This window comes from Kitasatospora sp. NPDC058406 (genome assembly GCF_042722765.1).
Lineage (GTDB): Bacteria > Actinomycetota > Actinomycetes > Streptomycetales > Streptomycetaceae > Kitasatospora.
In genome coordinates this window covers 1-17332 of record NZ_JBHXKE010000058.1, presented here as the reverse complement: position 1 = coordinate 17332, position 17332 = coordinate 1, and the positions used below count along the sequence as shown (strand labels likewise).

Genomic DNA, 17332 nt, shown 5'->3' with positions numbered 1-17332 from the left:
GACACAAACTACCGCCGGACGGCGGCCCCGGGGGAAGGGGGGGCCGCCGTCCGGTGAGCAGTCGAATGCCGGGCTGGCGCGTGCCTGCCGTCCGAGTGGCTACTCGGCGGCGGGGGCCGTCTTGATCTCGATCGCGGCCTTCACCAGACCCGCGAAGAGCGGGTGCGGGCGGGTCGGGCGGGACTTGAGCTCCGGGTGGGCCTGGGTGGCCACCAGGTAGGGGTGCACCTCGCGCGGGTACTCGACGTACTCGACCAGGTCGCCCTTCGGGGAGAGGCCGGAGAACTGCAGGCCGGTCTTCTCCAGGTCCGCCCGGTAGGCGTTGTTGACCTCGTAGCGGTGGCGGTGGCGCTCCTCGACGTACTGCTCGCCGCCGTAGACCTCACGGACGATGGAGCCCTCGGCGAGCTTGGCCGGGTAGAGGCCCAGGCGCATGGTGCCGCCCAGGTCGCCCTTGCCGTCGACGATGGCCAGCTGCTCGGCCATGGTGGAGACGACCGGGTACTTGGCGGCGGAGTCGAACTCGGTGGAGTTGGCGTCGGGCAGGCCGGCCAGGTTGCGGGCGGCCTCGATGACCACGCACTGCAGGCCCAGGCAGAGGCCGAGCAGCGGGATCCGGTTCTCGCGGGCGTAGGTGATCGCGGCGACCTTGCCGTCCACCCCGCGGTCGCCGAAGCCACCGGGGATGCAGATCGCGTCCACGTCGCCGAGCTGCTCCTGGGCGCCCTCCGGCGAGGTGCAGTCGTCGGAGGTGACCCACTTGATCTCGACGCGGGCGTTGTTGGCGAAGCCGCCGGCGCGCAGCGCCTCGGTCACCGACAGGTAGGCGTCCGGCAGGTCGATGTACTTGCCGACCAGGGCGACCCTGACGATGTGCTGCGGCTCGTGGACGCGGCGCAGCAGGTCGTCCCAGGTGGTCCAGTCCACGTCGCGGAACGCCAGGTCGAGGCGGCGCACCACGTACGCGTCCAGGCCCTCGCCGTGCAGGACCTTGGGGATGTCGTAGATCGACTTGGCGTCGATCGCGGCGACCACGGCCTCCTCGTCGACGTCGCACATCAGCGAGATCTTGCGCTTGATCGCCTGCGGGACCTCGCGGTCGGCCCGGAGCACGATGGCGTCCGGCTGGATGCCGATGTTGCGCAGGGCCGCGACCGAGTGCTGGGTCGGCTTGGTCTTCAGCTCGCCCGAGGGGCCGATGTAGGGGAGCAGGGAGACGTGGACGAAGAAGACGTTGTCCCGGCCGACCTCGTGGCGGACCTGGCGGACGGCCTCCAGGAACGGCAGCGACTCGATGTCGCCGACGGTGCCGCCGACCTCGGTGATCACCACGTCGACGTCCTCGGTCGCCATGCGGCGGATCCGGGACTTGATCTCGTTGGTGATGTGCGGGATCACCTGGACGGTGTCGCCCAGGTACTCGCCGCGGCGCTCCTTGGCGATGACCGTGGAGTAGACCTGGCCGGTGGTGACGTTGGCCGAGCCGTGCAGGTTCGTGTCGAGGAACCGCTCGTAGTGGCCGATGTCGAGGTCGGTCTCGGCGCCGTCGTCGGTGACGAAGACCTCACCGTGCTGGAACGGGTTCATGGTGCCCGGGTCCACGTTGAGGTACGGGTCGAGCTTCTGCATCGTGACACGCAGGCCACGGGCCTTGAGCAGGGCACCGAGGCTGGAGGCGGTGAGGCCCTTGCCGAGTGACGAGGCGACACCCCCGGTGACGAAGAGGTGCTTGGTCGTCACGGCGCGGCTGTTCGATGCCTTGCCGGAATGGGGCTGTGCCAAGAGGGGGCTCCCGTGGGTCGCGAGTCGGACGTGACGTGGTGGGAGGCTCGCGGGTCGCCTGGCGACGACGAGGGCGGTGCGGTGCACGGCGCCCGGGGGGTCGTCGGTTCGGCTGGTCCGGGGCGTTTGATCCCACCGGTCCACGGGATACCAGGGTAACAGTGACCCGGGCCGAGTGCTTTCCGGCCCGCCGGAGGTGCCCCCACGGCGCTCCGGGGGCGCACGCCTGGCGCACCACCGGCGCACCACCCGGCGCAGCCGTCACACCCGTCGCACCACCGGCCCGGGCGGGTCACTCGGGACCGCTCGGCCAGGCCATCGGCGGCCCCCTGTTCGAACCATCCGGAGCTGATCCTTCCGGGCCATCCTGGCGGGCGCACCCACGATGCGCGGTATTTCCGCCGAATTGCGGCGCCACACCGGGCGGCGCCCGCGTGCTTCGCCCCTTTCGTCCGTCGTAAGCTGCTCGGACGCATCGCCGACAACACGAGCACGCGGAGGGCGTGGGAGGGTCAGGACGCCTCTCGGTCCCCGATGCGCGACCGGACCTCCCCGTATTCTGCTCCCACCCACCCAGAGGCTCGACCGAGTCTTCGCGGACACTCCAGCAAGGCCCCCCACCACCCCACGGAGGGCCGGACGTCCCGGGGTGGCCTCCGGCCCCGCAGAACCGCTGGCTCCCCCTCGGATCGCCGATGCGTCGTGACCACATTGCGAACTGGAGATCCACGTGGCCGGCCGTATCGAGGACTACGCACTCATCGGGGACATGCAGACCGCCGCCCTGGTCAGCAGGGACGGAGCGGTGGACTGGCTCTGCCTCCCCCGGTTCGACTCGCCGGCGGTCTTCGCCGGCCTGCTCGGCACCGACGAACACGGCTTCTGGCGAATCGGCCCCGCGGAGGCGGTGGCCACCGGGCTGCCCTCCCCGGCCGCCGATCCGGCCCCGGCCGCCGCCGCACGACTCAAGCTCACCGACACCAGTGACCTGCGCGTGCCGCCGCCGACCGCCGCCGCCCCGGCGGTGCCCGCCGACCGCCGCCGCTACCGGGGCGACTCGCTGATCCTGGAACAGGAGTGGGACTCCCAGGGCGGCACCGTCCGGGTGATCGACTTCATGCCCCCGCGCCCGCTGGCCGGCAAGGACGCCGTCCCCCAGGTGATCCGGATCGTCGAGGGCGTGACCGGCACCGTCCGGATGCGCTCGGCGGTCCGGATGCGGTTCAGCTACGGCCGGGTCGTCCCCTGGGTGCACCGGGTCGAGCAGCCCGACGGCAACCACCGCACGGTCGCCGTGGCCGGCCCCGACTCGGTCTGGCTGGACGGCGCGGCCGACACCTACGGCCGCAACCTCACCACCTACGCCGACTTCACCGTCTCGGCCGGCGAGCGGATCGCCTTCGCCCTCACCTGGCAGGCCTCCCACCTGGAGCCCCCGACCGCGCCCGCCGCCGAGGAGCTGCTCGACGCGACCGCCGACTTCTGGCACGACTGGGCCGGCCAGTGCACCTACCAGGGCCCCTACCGGGAGGCCGTGGTCCGCTCGCTGATCACCCTCAAGGGCCTCACCTACGCCCCGACCGGCGGCATCGTCGCGGCCCCCACCACCTCACTGCCCGAGGACATCGGCGGCGAGCGGAACTGGGACTACCGCTACACCTGGCTGCGGGACGCCGCGATCACCCTCTCCTCCCTGCTGCGCACCGGCTACCGGGACGAGGCGAAGGCCTGGCGCGAGTGGCTGCTGCGCGCGGTCGCCGGGGACCCGGAGAACCTGCAGATCATGTACGGCATCGCCGGCGAGCGCGAGCTCACCGAGTCCTCCCTCGACTGGCTGCCCGGCTACGAGGGGTCCCAGCCGGTCCGGGTCGGCAACGGCGCGGCCGGTCAGCTCCAGCTGGACGTCTACGGCGAGGTCGTCGAGGCGCTGCACCTGGCCCACATGACCGGACTGGTCCGCAACGACCACGCCCACCACCTCCAGCTGCGCCTGATCGAGTACCTGGAGGACCACTGGACCGAGCCCGACGAGGGCATCTGGGAGGTCCGCGGCCCGCGCCGGCACTTCGTCCACTCCAAGGTGATGGCCTGGGTGGCGGTGGACCGCACCATCAAGCTGCTGGAGCAGAACCCCGAGGACGCGCCCGCCGACGGCCACCTGGAGCGCTGGCGGGAGCTGCGCGACACCATCCACCGGGACGTCTGCGACAGGGGCTACGACCCGGGCCGCAACACCTTCACCCAGTACTACGGCGGCAAGGAGCTGGACGCCTCGCTGCTGCTGATCCCGCAGGTCGGGTTCCTGCCGCCGGACGACAAGCGGGTGATCGGGACGATCGAGGCGATCCAGCGCGAACTGTCCACCGAGGACGGCTTCGTCCTGCGCTACCCGACCCACGACGAGAGCGGCAACAACGTCGACGGCCTCTCCGGGCACGAGGGCGCCTTCCTGGCCTGCTCGTTCTGGCTGGCCGACGACCTGGCGATGATCGGCCGGGTGCAGGAGGCCCGCGAGCTGTTCGACAAGCTGCTCTCGCTGCGCAACGACCTCGGGCTGCTCGCCGAGGAGTGGGACCCGCGGCTCAAGCGCCAGGTCGGCAACTTCCCGCAGGCGTTCAGCCACGTCCCGCTGATCGACACCGCACTACGGCTGACCGCCTGCGGCGGCGCCTACCTCTCCGCCCAGCCGGACGGCTCCGCCGCCGACCGGGCGGCCGAGCAGGCCACCGTCTGAGCCGGCGTGCCCGGGGGGCCGCGGGCCGTCCCCCGGGCGGGCGGCACCGGTGCGCGGTGGCGCCCGGTGGCGCCCGGCAGCCCGGTGGTGCCCGGCAGGGCTCAGTGGTGGCCCTGGACCAGTTCGTCGTAGGTGCTGAGGACCTGCGCCACGGTGGCGGCCTCGTCCGGCCAGGTCTCCGCCTGCTGCCGGCCGGCCGCCGCCAGCCGCGCGCGGCGCGCCGGGTCGGCCAGTAGCTCGCGCACGGCCCGGCCGAGCGCGACCGGATCGCCGGGCGGGACCAGCACCGCGGCGTCGCCGACCAGCTCGGGGATGCCGCCGACGGCGGTGGCGACCACCGGCACACCGGCCCGCATCGCCTCCTGCACCACCAGCGAGCGGGCCTCCCAGCGGCTGGAGACCACCAGCGCGTCGGCGGCGGCCAGCAGGTCGGGGACGTCGGTGCGGTGTCCGAGCAGGCGGACCGGCAGCTTCTCGGCGGCCGTCCGCTCCCGCAGCCCGGCCGCCTCCGGGCCGTCACCGGCGAGCAGGACCAGCGGCTCGGGGTCCAGCGCGGCGAACTCGCGGGTGGCGTCCAGCAGCAGCCCGAAGGCCTTCTGCGGGGCGAGCCGGCCGACCGCGAGGACCAGCGGACGGTCCGGACCGCCGCCGAGCAGCTCCGTCCGGACGGCGGCCCTCTCCAGCCGGACGTCGGGGGCCGGCGGGGCGGCGACCGGGCCGAGCCGGGCGTCGGTGGCGCCCAGCTCGCGGGCCCGGGCCACCAGGTCGGAGGAGGCGCCGAGGACGAGGTCGGCGGCGCGCGCCACCCGGCGTTCCATCAGCCGCTGGAGCCGCCGCTCCATGCCGGTGGCCAGCAGCGCGTGGTGCGAGGTGACCACCAGCGGCGTCTCCGGGCGCAGGCCCGGGAAGCGGCCGGCGGTGCGCAGCGCGAGGTCGGAGAGGAGCGCGGCCCGCAGGCCGTGGGCGTGCACCACGTCGGCGCCGGTGAAGGCACGGCGCAGTTCGCCGATCGCGTTGGCGTCGCTGCGGGCGCCCGCGGTGGGGGTGATGTCGACCAGGTGGAACCTGGCGCCGGTTCGGGAGAAGCCGAACAGCGCGTCCGTGCCGGCGGGGGCGCACACCGTGACGGTCACTCCGTGCGCGACCAGGCCCTGTGCCAGGGAGCGCACGTGCGCACCGATGCCGCCGGTACTGGCGGCCAGGACGAGCACCACCTGCAGCTGCCCCCGTTCGGGGCTGGCCGCGGTGGCCCGGGCGGCGGAATGGTCCACGTCGTCTCGCATCCGACTACTCGATCAGGTACGGGCGCCTGCGGCGAGGGTTTCCCGCCTGCGGCGCTCGGGACTGGAAGGCCAGTGTCCAGCCGCCACCATGCCAGGTCGGCGGCCCTCTTGGACAGTCGGCGCCCCCGGTGGGGCGCGTCGTGGCGGGCCCGCGCGGGCCCGCCGTCGGACCGGCCCGTCCGGGGAGCCCCGCCGCCCCGCCGGACCGTCTCCCGGGGGTGGCGGGGCACGGGAACGGCGGGGCGGCGGGGGCCGTCCGGCGGGTCGGTCTAGCGGGGGCGGGGAGCCCGGGCGGCGGCCAGCAGTTCCTCGGCGTGCGCCCGGCCGAGCTCGGAGTCCTCCAGGCCGGCCAGCATCCGGGAGAGCTCGCGCACCCGTTCCTCGTCGCTCAGCACCTTGACGCCGCTGCGGGTCACCGTGCCGTCGTTGGTCTTCTCGACCACCAGGTGGCGATCGGCGAAGGCCGCCACCTGCGGCAGGTGGGTGACCACGACGACCTGCGCGCTCTCGGCCAGCTTGGCGAGCCGGCGGCCGATCTCGACCGCCGCCTTGCCGCCGACGCCCGCGTCCACCTCGTCGAAGAGGTAGGTGGGGACGGGGTCGGCCCCGGCGAAGACCACCTCGACGGCGAGCATCACCCGGGAGAGCTCACCGCCGGAGGCGCCCTTGGCGATCGGACGCGCCTGGGCGCCCGGGTGCGGGGCCAGCAGCACCTCGACCTCGTCCACGCCGTGCGGGCCGTAGGCGACCGTCCGGCCCTCGACCTCGATCCCGGACAGGTCGTCGACCTGGCTGATCGCGAAGGTCACCCGGGCGTGCGGCATGGCGAGTTCGGCGAGTTCCGCGGAGACGGCCCCGGCGAAGCGGCCGGCGGCGGCCTGGCGGGCGGCCGAGACCTCGGTCGCGAGGTCGGCGAGCTCGGCGCGCAGCGCGGTCTCCTGGGCGCCGAGCTCGTCGATGCGGTCGTCGTCGCCGTCGAGCTCGGCGAGCCGGCCGGCGCCGGCCTCGGCCCAGACGAGTACCTCGGCCAGGGAGTTCTCCGGGCCGCCGTACTTGCGCAGCAGCTGGGCCAGGACGGCCCGGCGGTCCTCGACACCCGCCAACCGGACGGGGTCGGCGTCCAGGTCGTCGGCGTAGCCGGCCAGGTCGCCGGCCACGTCGGCGAGCAGGTAGCCGACCTCGTCGAGCCGGTCGGCGAGGGCGGCGAGCCGCTCGTCGTGGTGGCGGACGGCGTCCAGGGCGCGGCGGGCCTGGGCGACCAGCGTGCCGGCGTCCAGCGCCTCCGGGTCGGCCGGGTCGCCGGCCAGCGAGGCGTGCGCGAGGGTGGCGGCGGAGGAGAGCGCATCGGCGTGGCCGAGCCGCTCGGCCTCGGCGGACAGCTCCGCGTCCTCCCCGGCGACCGGTTCGGCGGCAGCGACCTCGTCCAGCCCGAAGCGGAGCAGATCGGCCTCCTGGGCGCGCTCGCGGGCCCGGGTGGTCAGCTCCTCCAGGGTCGCGGAGACCTCGCGCAGCCGCCGGTAGACCTCGCGGTAGCGGGCCAGCGGCTCGGCGACGGTCCCGCCGGCGTACCGGTCCAGGGCGCCGCGCTGGCGGGCCGGGCGGAGCAGCCGCTGCTGGTCGGTCTGGCCGTGCACCGCGATCAGGTCCTCGCCGATCTCGGCGAGCAGGCCGACCGGGACGGCCCGGCCCCCGACGAAGGCGCGGGAGCGGCCCTCGGCGGAGACGGTCCGGCTGATCAGCAGCGCGCCGTCGTCGAGTTCCGCGCCGGCCTCCAGGGCCCGGGCCGCCGCCGGGGAGCCCTCGGGCAGTTCGAGGCGGCCCTCGACGACCGCGCGCCCGGCGCCGTTGCGCACCAGGCCCGGGTCGGCGCGACCGCCGAGCAGCAGGCCGAGGCTGGTCACCACCATGGTCTTTCCGGCGCCGGTCTCGCCGGTCACGGCGGTGAAGCCGGGGGCGAGTTCGACCACCGCGTCGTCGATGACCCCAAGATCCCGTATCCGCATCTCGTCCAACACGGAGACGACCTTACGAGGTTCCGCACCCGGTGCGCGACGAGCGACAACGACGCGCGGCAACTCGATGCCCGGAAGTTCATCCGTTCCAGGGCGTTTACGTGGGGGTTTGGGTGGCGTTTCCCGGCGCGACACGCGCGGCGGACCCGGCGGCGGTCGGCACGGTGCACCAGGGCAGGAAGAACTGCGCGAGTGGGCCGATGGCCAGCGCGTACGCGACGGTGCCGACGCCGGCGGTGCCGCCCAGCAGGAGTCCTGCGGCCAGCACGGTCAGTTCGATCCCGGTGCGGAGCAGCCGCAGCGAGCGGCCGGTACGCCGGTGCAGGCCGGTCATCAGACCGTCGCGCGGGCCCGGGCCGAGCCGGGCACCGATGTAGAGGCCGGTGGCGAGGCCGTTGAGGACGATCGCGCCGACCATCAGTGCGATCCGGGCCGCGAGCGGGCCGGGGCTGCCGGCGACGCGCAGGGTGAGGTCCATGGCGGCGCCGATGACCAGCACGTTGGCGACCGTGCCGACGCCGGGGAGCTGGCGCAGCGGGATCCAGAGCAGCAGCACCAGCGCGCCGCAGATGGTGACCCAGGCGCCGACGGAGAGGCCGACGGTGCGTTGCAGGCCCTGGTGGAAGACGTCCCAGGGGTCGAGGCCGAGCCCGGAGCGGAGCATCAGGCCCATGCTGGCGCCGTAGAGCACCAGGCCGACGAGGAGCTGTGGGAGGCGCCGGCCGAGCGCGTGGGTGTCGCCGAGCACCCGGACGGCGAGCCCGGGCCGTTCCGGGGCAGCCGTCGCGGTCGGAGGCATCGTGGTCGGGGGCGTGGTGGTCGGCGACGTGGTGGTCGGGGGCGTGGTCGTGGTGGCCATGGAATCTCCGGCGGGTGGTGCTGCACGTCCGGGGGTGCCGCCCCGGCGGTGGCGGACCCGATGGCCGCCCTGTCATGATGGCCAGGCCAATAGCGCCCGCTCCAGGGCCAATCACGAGCAAGTGGACTGATGAGCCATGGCCGACTGGCAGACCACCGTCACTCCCCCGGCACTCGCCCGGCTGCTGGCCACCGCCCGGCTGCCCGAACCGGCCGGCGCCCGCCGGCCCGCGTACCGGACGCTCGCCGGCCAGGTCCGGCTCCTGGTCTCCGAGGGCCGCCTCCCGGTCGGCGCCCGGCTGCCGGCCGAGCGCGAGCTGGCCCTCGCCCTGCAGCTCAGCCGCACCACCGTCGCCACCGCGTACGAGGCCCTGCGGTCCGAGGGCTACCTGCACAGCCGGCGCGGCTCCGGCAGCTGGACCACCCTGCCCGAAGGCGCGGCACCGCCCAGCGACGCCCTGCACCCGGTGCCGCCGGACGAGCAGGGCCGCACCCTGGACCTCGGGGTGGCCGCCCTGCCCGCCCCGCAGCCCTTCCTCTCCGAGGCCGCCGCGCGGGCCGTCGAGCAGCTGCCCGCGTACGCCGCCGGGCACGGCCACTACCCCACCGGCGTCCCGGTCCTGCGCGAGGCGGTGGCCCGCCGCTACACCGAGCGCGGACTGCCGACCACCCCCGACCAGATCCTGATCACCATCGGCGCGATGGGCGCCCTGCACCTGGTGCAGCGGGTGCTGATCGGCCGCGGCGACCGGGTCGCCGTGGAGGCGCCCAGCTACGCGCACACCCTCCAGGCGCTGCGGATCAACGAGGCCCGCCTGGTCCCCGTGCCCTACGCCTGGTCGGGCGCACCCCGCCGCGGAGCCTCGCGGACACCGGACCGGGCCGCGCCGGGCGGGATCCTCCGGGGCCGACCGGGCGGGTCACCACGGCCGGAGTGGGACCTCGCCGAGTGGCGCCGGGTGCTGAGCGGCGCCGCGCCCCGGGTCGCGTACGTGATCCCGGACTTCCACAACCCGACCGGCGCCCTGGTCGGCGAGGAGCAGCGGCGCGCACTGCTGGCCGCCGCCAGGACCGCCGGCACGGTGGTCCTGGTCGACGAGACCACCGCCGAACTCGGCTGGGGCGTCCCCGAGGGAACCGGGGTGCCCCGCCCGACCGCCGCACTGGACCGCTCCGCCCAGGTGGTCACGGTCGGCTCGGCCGGCAAGCTGCTCTGGGGCGGCCTGCGGATCGGCTGGGTGCGGGCCGCGCCCGCGATGATCCGCCGGCTGGCCACCGAGCGCGTCTACAGCGACGTCGGCGCCCCCGTGCTGGAGCAGCTGATCGCCGCCGAACTGCTCGGCGAGCAGCAGCTGCCGGCCGTCCGCGCCCACCAGCTGACCCGGCTGCGGGACACCGCCGAGGCACTCACCACCGCGCTGGGCGAGCACCTGCCGCAGTGGCGGTTCGCCGTCCCGCCCGGCGGCCTGGCGTTCTGGGTCTCCACCGGCACGCTCTCCGGCGCGGCCCTGGCCCGGGCCGGCGAGCACGGCGGCGTCCGGATCGCGGCCGGCAACCGGTTCGGCTCCGACGGGGCCTTCGAGCACCACATCCGGATCCCGCTCACCGTGCCGGCCGCCGCCGTGCCCGACGCCGTACGACGGCTCGCCGCCGTCGCCGCCCGGGCCGCCGACGGCGGTCGCTGGCACGGCGCCGACGAGAGCCACCCCCTGGCGGTCTGACGCCTCCTCGGACCCGCCGGTCCGTCAGCCGGTGTCGGCCCGGCCGCGCCAACCCGTCACCGGGAGGGCGAACTTGGCCACCAGCCGATCGGTGAACGGCGCCCGGTGCAGCCTGGCCAGCCGCACCGGCGTCTGCCCGCGACGGACCTCCACCCGGGCGCCGGCCGGCAGTTCCACGGAACGCCGGCCGTCGCACCAGAGCACCCCGTGCGGCGTCTTGGGCTGCACCTCCACCGCCAGCACCGAGTCCGGCGAGGTCACCAGCGGACGGGCGAACAGCGCGTGCGCACTGATCGGCACCATCAGCAGCGCCTCCACCTCCGGCCAGACCACCGGCCCGCCACCGGAGAACGCGTACGCGGTCGAACCGGTCGGGGTCGCGCAGACCACCCCGTCGCAACCGAAGTTGGAGACCGGGCGGCCGTCCACCTCGGTCACCACCTCCAGCATCCGCTCCCGGGCCGCCTTCTCGATCGACGCCTCGTTCAACGCCCAGTCGTGGTGCACCACATCGCCGTTGGTCCGGACGATCACGTCGAGCGTCATCCGCTCCTCGACCTCGTAGTCGGCGTCCACCACCCGCTCGACCACCACCGCCAGGTCGTCCCGCTCCGCCTCCGCGAGGAAGCCCACCCGGCCCAGGTTGATGCCGAGCATCGGCAACCCGTGCTCGCGCGCCAGCTCCGCGCCGCGCAGCAGCGTGCCGTCCCCGCCCGCGACCAGGATCAGCTCGCAGCCGTCCGCCGCGCCGGGCCCCCCCGCCACCCGCTCCACGCCGTCCGGAAGGTCCAGGTCGACCGCCTCGGCGGCCAGCAGCCTGATCCGGATCCCCGCCTTCAGCAGGCCGTGCACCAGGCCCTCGACACTGCGCAACGCCGTCTCGCGGCCGGTGTGCGCGATCAAGAACACCGTACGTTCGTCACTCATGCCCGCTGCCCTCTCCCTACGCCGCCGGGCCGCCCTCGGCCCGGTACGGCCGCGCCACCCAGCATGACGGACCGGACGTCCGCAGAGCAGCCTATCGGGGGCCTTCGGCGACGGCCCGGTCCGCCTCCGCCGGGTCCAGCTGCGGCGCGTCCCGGCGCAGCCAGAGGAAGTACTCGACATTTCCGGACGGGCCGGGCAGCGGACTCGCGGTGACCGCCCGCACGCCCAGCCCCTGGGCCCACGCCTGCCCGGCGACCTGGCGCACCATCTCGGCGCGCAGCTGCGGGCTGCGCACCACCCCGCCGCTGCCGAGGCGCTCCTTGCCGATCTCGAACTGCGGCTTGACCATCAGCACCAGGTCCGCGTCCGCGGCGGCGCAGCCCGCCAGGGCCGGCAGCACCAGGCCCAGCGAGATGAAGGAGAGGTCGCCGACCACCAGGTCGACCGGGGTGCCGCCGATCAGCTCCGGGGTCAGCTCGCGCACGTTGGTGCGGTCCATCACGGTGACCCGCTCGTCGCTCTGCAGCGACCAGGCCAGCTGTCCGTAGCCGACGTCCACCGCCAGCACGTGGGCGGCCCCGGCCCGCAGCAGCACGTCGGTGAAGCCGCCGGTGGACGCGCCCGCGTCCAGCGCGCGCCGGCCCTCGACGACCAGGCCCTGCGGCACGAACGCCGCGAACGCCCCGGCGAGCTTGTGGCCGCCGCGCGAGACGTAGTCGGGATCGTTCTCGTCCTCGGCCACCACGACCGCCGCCGAGGTCTCCACCTGCGTGGCCGGCTTGGTCGCGGTGCTGCCGCCGATGGTCACCCGGCCGGCCGCGATCAGCTCGGAGGCGTGCTCCCGCGACCGGGCCAGCTTGCGGCGGACCAGCTCCGCGTCGAGTCGGCGTCGTGCCACTGCCACTGGTGTTTCAGCTCCTACAGGTGGTTCGTTGCCCGGTCAGTCCCGGTCGAGGGCGGCCAGCGTGTCGGCGAGCCGCTGGTGAACATCTTCGTACACCGGGACGTGCCCGTCGGTCGGCACCCCGTCCAACGCCTCCAGCCGGGCCGTGCCGGCGTCCACCGCCGGATGGCCGGTGGGGGTCAGCTCGACGCCGAGCGGCAGCGGCTCCTCCGCGAGCAGCGCAGGGGAGGGCCCGGACGCGGGCACCGAGCCGTGGACGGGGTCGGGGCGGGGCTCAGGCATCGGGCTTCTTCGTGGTGGTGGTCCGGCGGACGGTGGTCTTCCTCGTCGCGGTCCGCTTGACGGGCGGCTCCTGCCCGGTGGGCTGCTTCGCCTCCCGTGGCGGCGCCTTCCTCGCGGTCGCGGTCTTCTTGACCGCCGTCTTCTTCACCGGGGTCTTCTTGGCGGCGGCCTTCTTCGCAGCAGGCTTCCCGTCCGCGTCCCCGTTACCGGCACCAGCACCGGCACCGGCACCGGCCGCCGTGACCGGCCCGGCCGCCGTCTTCTTCACCGCCGCCTTCTTGCCGGCGGCCTTCTTGGCGGTCGCCCTCGTCACGGCGGGCTTCTCCACCGTGCTCCGGTCGGCCGCGGACGCTCCGGCCGCGGTCTTCCCCGCCGCACCCTGAGCCGGCTTCTCCGCCGCGCCCCCGGCCGACGGCCCCGCAACGGCCGTCCCGTTCGGCGGCACCGGCGGGTCGACCTCCACCGGCTCGTCGACCTCTATCCGCTCGGACGTCGCCGACCCGTCCGCCGCAGCCGCGACACCCGCGCCCGGAGGCTCCTCCTCCCAACCGTTCTCGAACAGCCCGCCGGCCCGGGGCGCTGGCGCCGGTCCGGGCTCGGCCGGCCGGGGCCCGCCGTCCTCCTCGACCTCGCGCAGCTTGCTCTCCAGGTAGGCCAGCACGACACCGACCTTGGTCACCTGGTCGCCGACCCTCTCGAAGACCTTCTCCACCTCGCCGCGCGCCACGCCGACCGCCAGGTCCACCCCGGCCCGCCCGGCGGTCACCGCCTCGCCCACCAGCGTCTGCAGGGACCGCGCCGACGGCGGGAACTGCTCGTTCAGCCGGCGCTCCACGTCGGTGACGTCGATCCCGCCCTTCTCCAGCAGACCGGCCGCCGTCCCGAGGACCCGCTTGCCGACCTCCTCCACCAGTACGGCGGCGGCCTCCACCGCTTCTCGCACCGTCTTCGGCAGCATCCGGGTGCCTCCCATTCGCCTGCACGCATCGCGTCGACGCCGTCGGTGCCCGGGCGAATCCGGGCATCCCACCGACGACGCTACCGCCAAAACCCTCCTGCGGTACCGTGGCCGCCAGTCACCCGCCGCCGAGCACGGCCCGTACAGGGGAGTGGACCCGCCGCCATGGCCAACGCCGAGGAGTGCCGCGAGGCGCTCGAACAGCTCAGCCGGAACATCGCCAAGTCCAACGGCGACGTCCGCAAGGCCGCCGAACTGGACCGCTCGCTGAGCTGCCGGATCACCGACCTCGACCTGACCTTCACCGGCCGGCTGCGCGACGGCAGCATCCAGGACCTCGGGCACGCGCCCGGAGCCCCCACCGAAAAAGCCGACATACGACTCACCATGTCGAGCGACGACCTGGTCGCGGTGGTCGGCGGACGCCTCGGTTTCGCCTCCGCCTGGGCGGGCGGCCGGATCAAGCTGGAGGCCGGCTTCCGCGACCTCCTGCGGCTGCGCACCCTGCTCTGACCCCGGCCGGACCGGGTCCGGACCGACGCTGCGGTCCGGACCCGGCGGGCACCGGCTCAGAACCCCAGCTCGGCCAGCGCCTTCCGCCCGTCCACCGGCTCGCCGGCCGCGTCCAGCGCCGTCCACGCCGCCGCGCAGAGCGCCCGCAGCCCGTCCCAGCGGTCCGCCCCGTCGCCTTCCAGACGCAGCACGCCGTCCTCGGCCACCGCGACCCAGCCGCCGCAGCCGAAACCGCCGCCGGCCACCGCGTCCACCGGCGCATGCGCGGTCAGCAGCCCGCGCAGGTCCTCCGCCAGGTAGGTCGGCCGGTGCTCGACCGGCGCCGCCAGCAGCTGCCCGGCCGTGGTCACCCCCGTGAACACCAGCAGGCTGTCCACCCCGCCGTTGAAGGCGCCCTCGATGTCGGTGTCCAGCCGGTCCCCGACCACCAACGGCCGCTTCGCGCCCGTCCGCAGCACCGTCTCCCGGTGCATCGGCGGCAGCGGCTTGCCCGCCACCTCCGGCTCCACACCGGTCGCCGCACGCACCGCCGCGACCAGCATCCCGTTGCCCGGCGCGATCCCGCGCGCGGTCGGCACCGTGACGTCCGTGTTGGACGCCACCCACGGCAGCCCGGACTGCACCGCGTACGAGGCCTCCGCCAGGTGCGTCCAGCCCACCGAGGCGTCGAAGCCCTGGACGACCGCCTGCGGCTCCTCGGCCAGCGTCCGGACGGCCAGCAGGCCGCGCTCGGCCAACGCCTCCTCCAGCCCCAGACCGCCCACCAGCAGGACCTTCGCCCCGGCCGGCAGCTTCTCCGCGAGCACCCGGGCCGCGGCCTGGGCGGAGTTGATCACGTCCTCCGGTTCGGCCGGCACCCCCAGCTCGGTCAGGTGCGCCGCCACCACCCGGGGCGGACGGGACGCGTTGTTGGTCACGTACGCCAACCGCATCCCCGTCTCCCGGGCGACCGCCAGCGAGTCCACGGCGTGGTCGATCGCGTTCGGTCCGGCGTACACCACACCGTCGAGGTCCAGCAGTGCCGTGTCGTACGCCTCGGTCAAGGGCAGCTCGCTGCCGCCCGGGGCGCTCCGTCGTACGGTGGTGGCCGTCTCGGTCATGCCTGCTCTACCTCACTCATCGCGTCGGTCGTACTCGTCGGTCGGGCGCGTCACACCGGACTCACTCGGCACGCCGGTCCCGCTCATCGGTCGGTTCCCGGCTCTCCCTGGTTCCCGGCTCCTGCGCGGACGCCCGGTTACCGGCCGCCTCCGCGGGCTCCGACGGGCCGTCGGAGCCGCGCGGCGGCTCCAGATAGCCCGGCGCCCCCGGCACCAGCGGGCCGAACGCCCCGGCCCGGGCGGCCAGGGTCGCCCGGGTCTGCCGCAGTGCGGCCCGGTAGTGGTCGGTGTCCGGCCGCATCGCCACGGCCAGCGAGAGGTGCTCGGCGGAGGTCTCGAAGTCCCCGAGCCTCGCCGCCGCCACCCCCCAGCCGAACTGAGCGTAGTCGTCCGAGGGATCGGCCAGGGCCACGGCCCGGAAGTTCTCCAGCGCCGCCGCGTACGACCCGGCGTCGAACTGCGCCCGGGCCAGCATCTCCCGGATGCTGCGCGAGCCCGGCTCCGCGGCGGCCGCCCGGGTCAGCAACTGCTCGGCCGCCGCCGGGTTGCCCTGTGCGAGGAGCTTCCCGCCCCGGCGGAACCACTCGTAGACGTCCCCGGCCGGCTCCCCCGGCCGCCCCTGCTGCTCCGGCAGGCCCCCGCCTCCGGCGGCCCCGTCGATCCGCTCGTTGCGATCGTTCACACCGAACCTCGCCCTCGGTCACGACACCCGCCCACCGGACCGGCACGGGTGTTCCGATCTCTGAACAACGCGTACCCGATTACGATGCCCAGAATGAGCTCACCCAGTGCAGAAAGCGGAGCGGAGTCTCCGCAGGGCGGCCCCGGCAATCCCGGACACGTCGCCACCGCCGGTCTGTCCCTGTCCCCCTTCCGCGGCCTGAGGTACGACCCCGACCGGGTCGGCGCACTGGCCGCCGTGACCTCACCGCCGTACGACGTCGTCGACCCCGGCCGCCGGCTCGACCTGGAGACCGCCGACCCGCACAACGTGGTCCGGCTGATCCTGCCGAGACCCGAGCCCGACGACACCGGGGACCGCCCCGACCGCGACACCCGCTACCGGCACGCCGCCCGGCTGCTGCGCGAGTGGCAACGCGAGGGCGTCCTGGCCGCCGACCCCGAGCCGGCGCTCTACGTCTACGAGCAGCGGGTACCCGCCGGCGACGACACCCCCGAGCTGCTGCAGCGCGGCCTGATCGGCGCCCTCGCGGTGAGCGGCAGCGAGGCCGGCGTGGTCCTCCCGCACGAGGACGTGATGCCCCGCCCGGTCGCCGACCGCGTCGGGCTGATGCGCACCACCCGGGCCAACCTCGAACCGCTGCTGCTCACCTACCGCGGCGACGGCCGGGCGGCCGGAGTGGTCGAACGGGCCGTCCTGGGCGGCCCGGTGCTCACCACGACCACCTCCGACGGCACCCACCACCGGCTCTGGGCCGTCACCGACCCCGCCGAGATCGCCGAGATCACCCGCGACCTGGCCACCTGCCGGGCGCTGATCGCCGACGGCCACCACCGCTGGGAGATGTACCTGCGGCTCCAGCGCGAGCACCGCCACCTCCCGCGCAGCCCCTGGGACCGCGGCCTGGTCCTGCTGGTCGACACCGCCCGCTACCCCCTGCGGGTCCGGGCGATCCACCGGGTGCTGTACCGCCTTCCGGTGGCCGAGGCCCTGGAGAAGCTCGGCGACCAGTGGCAGGTCAAGGAGATCCCCGGCCCGCTCGACACCGCGCTGCAGGCCCTGGCCGAGCAGAAGCAACACGGCGGCAGCGGCTTCGTGCTCACCGGCGGGGACGGCGTCTACTGGCTGGTCGGCGAGCCCGACGAGGCCCTGCTCGACGCCACCGTGCCGCAGGACAAGCCCGAGGAGTGGCGCCACCTGGACGCGACCGTCCTGCACGCCACCCTGCTCGACCACACCTGGCGGGTCCCCGACGGGCCGGACGACATCGGCTACCTGCACACCGCCACCGCCGCCGAACGCGAGGCCGCCCGCAGCGGCGGGACCGCCGTGCTGCTGCATCCGGTGCGCGAGAGCGTGGTCCGCCGGCTCGCCGAGCAGGGCGTCACCATGCCCCGCAAGTCCACGTCCTTCGGCCCGAAACCGGCCACCGGGCTGGTCCTGCGCAACCTCGAACTGGGCTGAGCCCCGGGAGCGGAAGTCACCGGAAAGCAGTGAGGCCCTGCCGCACCCCGGGAAATCCCCGGGGGCGGCAGGGCCCCACGCGGGCCTACCGCCTCCGCTTCCGACTACTAGG

14 protein-coding genes are annotated in these 17332 nt (G+C 74.8%); 4 read left to right on the top strand and 10 right to left on the bottom strand.

The window, feature by feature from the left end; genetic code table 11:
- Window positions 1-99: 99 nt before the first annotated feature.
- Window positions 100-1740: a CTP synthase gene (locus ACFWOG_RS14025; RefSeq protein ID WP_380358108.1), complete on the bottom strand. Its 1641-nt coding sequence runs from the start codon at window positions 1738-1740 to the stop codon at window positions 100-102.
- Between the two features lie 772 nt (window positions 1741-2512).
- Between ACFWOG_RS14025 and ACFWOG_RS14020 the strand changes: the two genes are divergently transcribed.
- Window positions 2513-4516: a glycoside hydrolase family 15 protein gene (locus ACFWOG_RS14020; RefSeq protein ID WP_329948049.1), complete on the top strand. Its 2004-nt coding sequence runs from the start codon at window positions 2513-2515 to the stop codon at window positions 4514-4516.
- A 101-nt stretch (window positions 4517-4617) separates the two neighbouring features.
- On the opposite strand, the gene ACFWOG_RS14015 is transcribed toward ACFWOG_RS14020, so the two are convergent.
- The 3 genes from ACFWOG_RS14015 to ACFWOG_RS14005 all read right to left on the bottom strand — a co-directional run bounded on the left by ACFWOG_RS14015 (window position 4618) and on the right by ACFWOG_RS14005 (window position 8670).
- Window positions 4618-5799, bottom strand: coding sequence for a glycosyltransferase family 4 protein (locus ACFWOG_RS14015; protein WP_355407003.1), 1182 nt, complete (start codon window positions 5797-5799; stop codon window positions 4618-4620).
- Between the two features lie 269 nt (window positions 5800-6068).
- Window positions 6069-7802 (bottom strand): DNA repair protein RecN, encoded by a 1734-nt coding sequence (gene recN, locus ACFWOG_RS14010; RefSeq protein ID WP_329874444.1) that lies wholly within the window; start codon window positions 7800-7802, stop codon window positions 6069-6071.
- Between the two features lie 106 nt (window positions 7803-7908).
- Complete coding sequence (locus ACFWOG_RS14005) at window positions 7909-8670, bottom strand: YitT family protein (protein ID WP_380358104.1); 762 nt, start codon at window positions 8668-8670, stop codon at window positions 7909-7911.
- A 136-nt stretch (window positions 8671-8806) separates the two neighbouring features.
- Here ACFWOG_RS14005 and ACFWOG_RS14000 point away from each other — a divergent pair, with 136 nt between their 5' ends.
- Window positions 8807-10390, top strand: a complete 1584-nt coding sequence (locus tag ACFWOG_RS14000) for a PLP-dependent aminotransferase family protein (protein WP_380358101.1) — start codon at window positions 8807-8809, stop codon at window positions 10388-10390.
- Between the two features lie 24 nt (window positions 10391-10414).
- Here the strand turns inward: ACFWOG_RS14000 and ACFWOG_RS13995 are convergent, their stop codons facing one another.
- The 4 genes from ACFWOG_RS13995 to ACFWOG_RS13980 all read right to left on the bottom strand — a co-directional run bounded on the left by ACFWOG_RS13995 (window position 10415) and on the right by ACFWOG_RS13980 (window position 13461).
- Complete coding sequence (locus tag ACFWOG_RS13995; RefSeq protein WP_329874428.1) at window positions 10415-11317, bottom strand: NAD kinase; 903 nt, start codon at window positions 11315-11317, stop codon at window positions 10415-10417.
- Window positions 11318-11408: 91 nt separating this feature from the next.
- On the bottom strand, window positions 11409-12215 hold the full coding sequence (locus ACFWOG_RS13990; protein ID WP_329874448.1) for a TlyA family RNA methyltransferase: 807 nt from the start codon (window positions 12213-12215) through the stop codon (window positions 11409-11411).
- 42 nt (window positions 12216-12257) lie between these two features.
- The gene (locus tag ACFWOG_RS13985; RefSeq protein ID WP_380358097.1) at window positions 12258-12503 is read right to left on the bottom strand and encodes a hypothetical protein; all 246 of its coding nucleotides are present in this window, start codon (window positions 12501-12503) and stop codon (window positions 12258-12260) included.
- The gene (locus ACFWOG_RS13980; RefSeq protein WP_380358095.1) at window positions 12496-13461 is read right to left on the bottom strand and encodes a hypothetical protein; all 966 of its coding nucleotides are present in this window, start codon (window positions 13459-13461) and stop codon (window positions 12496-12498) included. Before ACFWOG_RS13980 ends, ACFWOG_RS13985 begins: the two co-directional genes overlap by 8 nt.
- A gap of 165 nt (window positions 13462-13626) precedes the next feature.
- Between ACFWOG_RS13980 and ACFWOG_RS13975 the strand changes: the two genes are divergently transcribed.
- Window positions 13627-13974 (top strand): alkyl sulfatase C-terminal domain-containing protein, encoded by a 348-nt coding sequence (locus ACFWOG_RS13975; protein WP_329874435.1) that lies wholly within the window; start codon window positions 13627-13629, stop codon window positions 13972-13974.
- A gap of 56 nt (window positions 13975-14030) precedes the next feature.
- Here ACFWOG_RS13975 and ACFWOG_RS13970 read toward each other — a convergent pair whose 3' ends face one another.
- A complete protein-coding gene (locus tag ACFWOG_RS13970; RefSeq protein WP_329948053.1) occupies window positions 14031-15074 on the bottom strand; it encodes an HAD-IIA family hydrolase in 1044 nt (347 codons plus the stop codon).
- 61 nt (window positions 15075-15135) lie between these two features.
- Complete coding sequence (locus ACFWOG_RS13965; RefSeq protein WP_329948054.1) at window positions 15136-15756, bottom strand: tetratricopeptide repeat protein; 621 nt, start codon at window positions 15754-15756, stop codon at window positions 15136-15138.
- Window positions 15757-15849: 93 nt separating this feature from the next.
- Between ACFWOG_RS13965 and ACFWOG_RS13960 the strand changes: the two genes are divergently transcribed.
- The gene (locus tag ACFWOG_RS13960) at window positions 15850-17220 is read left to right on the top strand and encodes a DUF1015 domain-containing protein (protein ID WP_329874442.1); all 1371 of its coding nucleotides are present in this window, start codon (window positions 15850-15852) and stop codon (window positions 17218-17220) included.
- The last annotated feature ends 112 nt before the right edge of the window (window positions 17221-17332 follow it).

Excerpts from the sequence above, each read along its gene's own strand:
- ACFWOG_RS14015 (WP_355407003.1), bottom strand. The coding sequence starts at position 5,799 with ATGCGAGACGACGTGGACCATTCCGCCGCCCGGGCCACCGCGGCCAGC.
- recN (WP_329874444.1), bottom strand. The coding sequence starts at position 7,802 with ATGCGGATACGGGATCTTGGGGTCATCGACGACGCGGTGGTCGAACTC.
- ACFWOG_RS14005 (WP_380358104.1), bottom strand. The coding sequence starts at position 8,670 with ATGGCCACCACGACCACGCCCCCGACCACCACGTCGCCGACCACCACG.
- ACFWOG_RS14000 (WP_380358101.1), top strand. The coding sequence starts at position 8,807 with ATGGCCGACTGGCAGACCACCGTCACTCCCCCGGCACTCGCCCGGCTG.
- ACFWOG_RS13995 (WP_329874428.1), bottom strand. The coding sequence starts at position 11,317 with ATGAGTGACGAACGTACGGTGTTCTTGATCGCGCACACCGGCCGCGAG.
- ACFWOG_RS13985 (WP_380358097.1), bottom strand. The coding sequence starts at position 12,503 with ATGCCTGAGCCCCGCCCCGACCCCGTCCACGGCTCGGTGCCCGCGTCC.
- ACFWOG_RS13980 (WP_380358095.1), bottom strand. The coding sequence starts at position 13,461 with ATGCTGCCGAAGACGGTGCGAGAAGCGGTGGAGGCCGCCGCCGTACTG.
- ACFWOG_RS13975 (WP_329874435.1), top strand. The coding sequence starts at position 13,627 with ATGGCCAACGCCGAGGAGTGCCGCGAGGCGCTCGAACAGCTCAGCCGG.
- ACFWOG_RS13970 (WP_329948053.1), bottom strand. The coding sequence starts at position 15,074 with ATGACCGAGACGGCCACCACCGTACGACGGAGCGCCCCGGGCGGCAGC.
- ACFWOG_RS13960 (WP_329874442.1), top strand. The coding sequence starts at position 15,850 with ATGAGCTCACCCAGTGCAGAAAGCGGAGCGGAGTCTCCGCAGGGCGGC.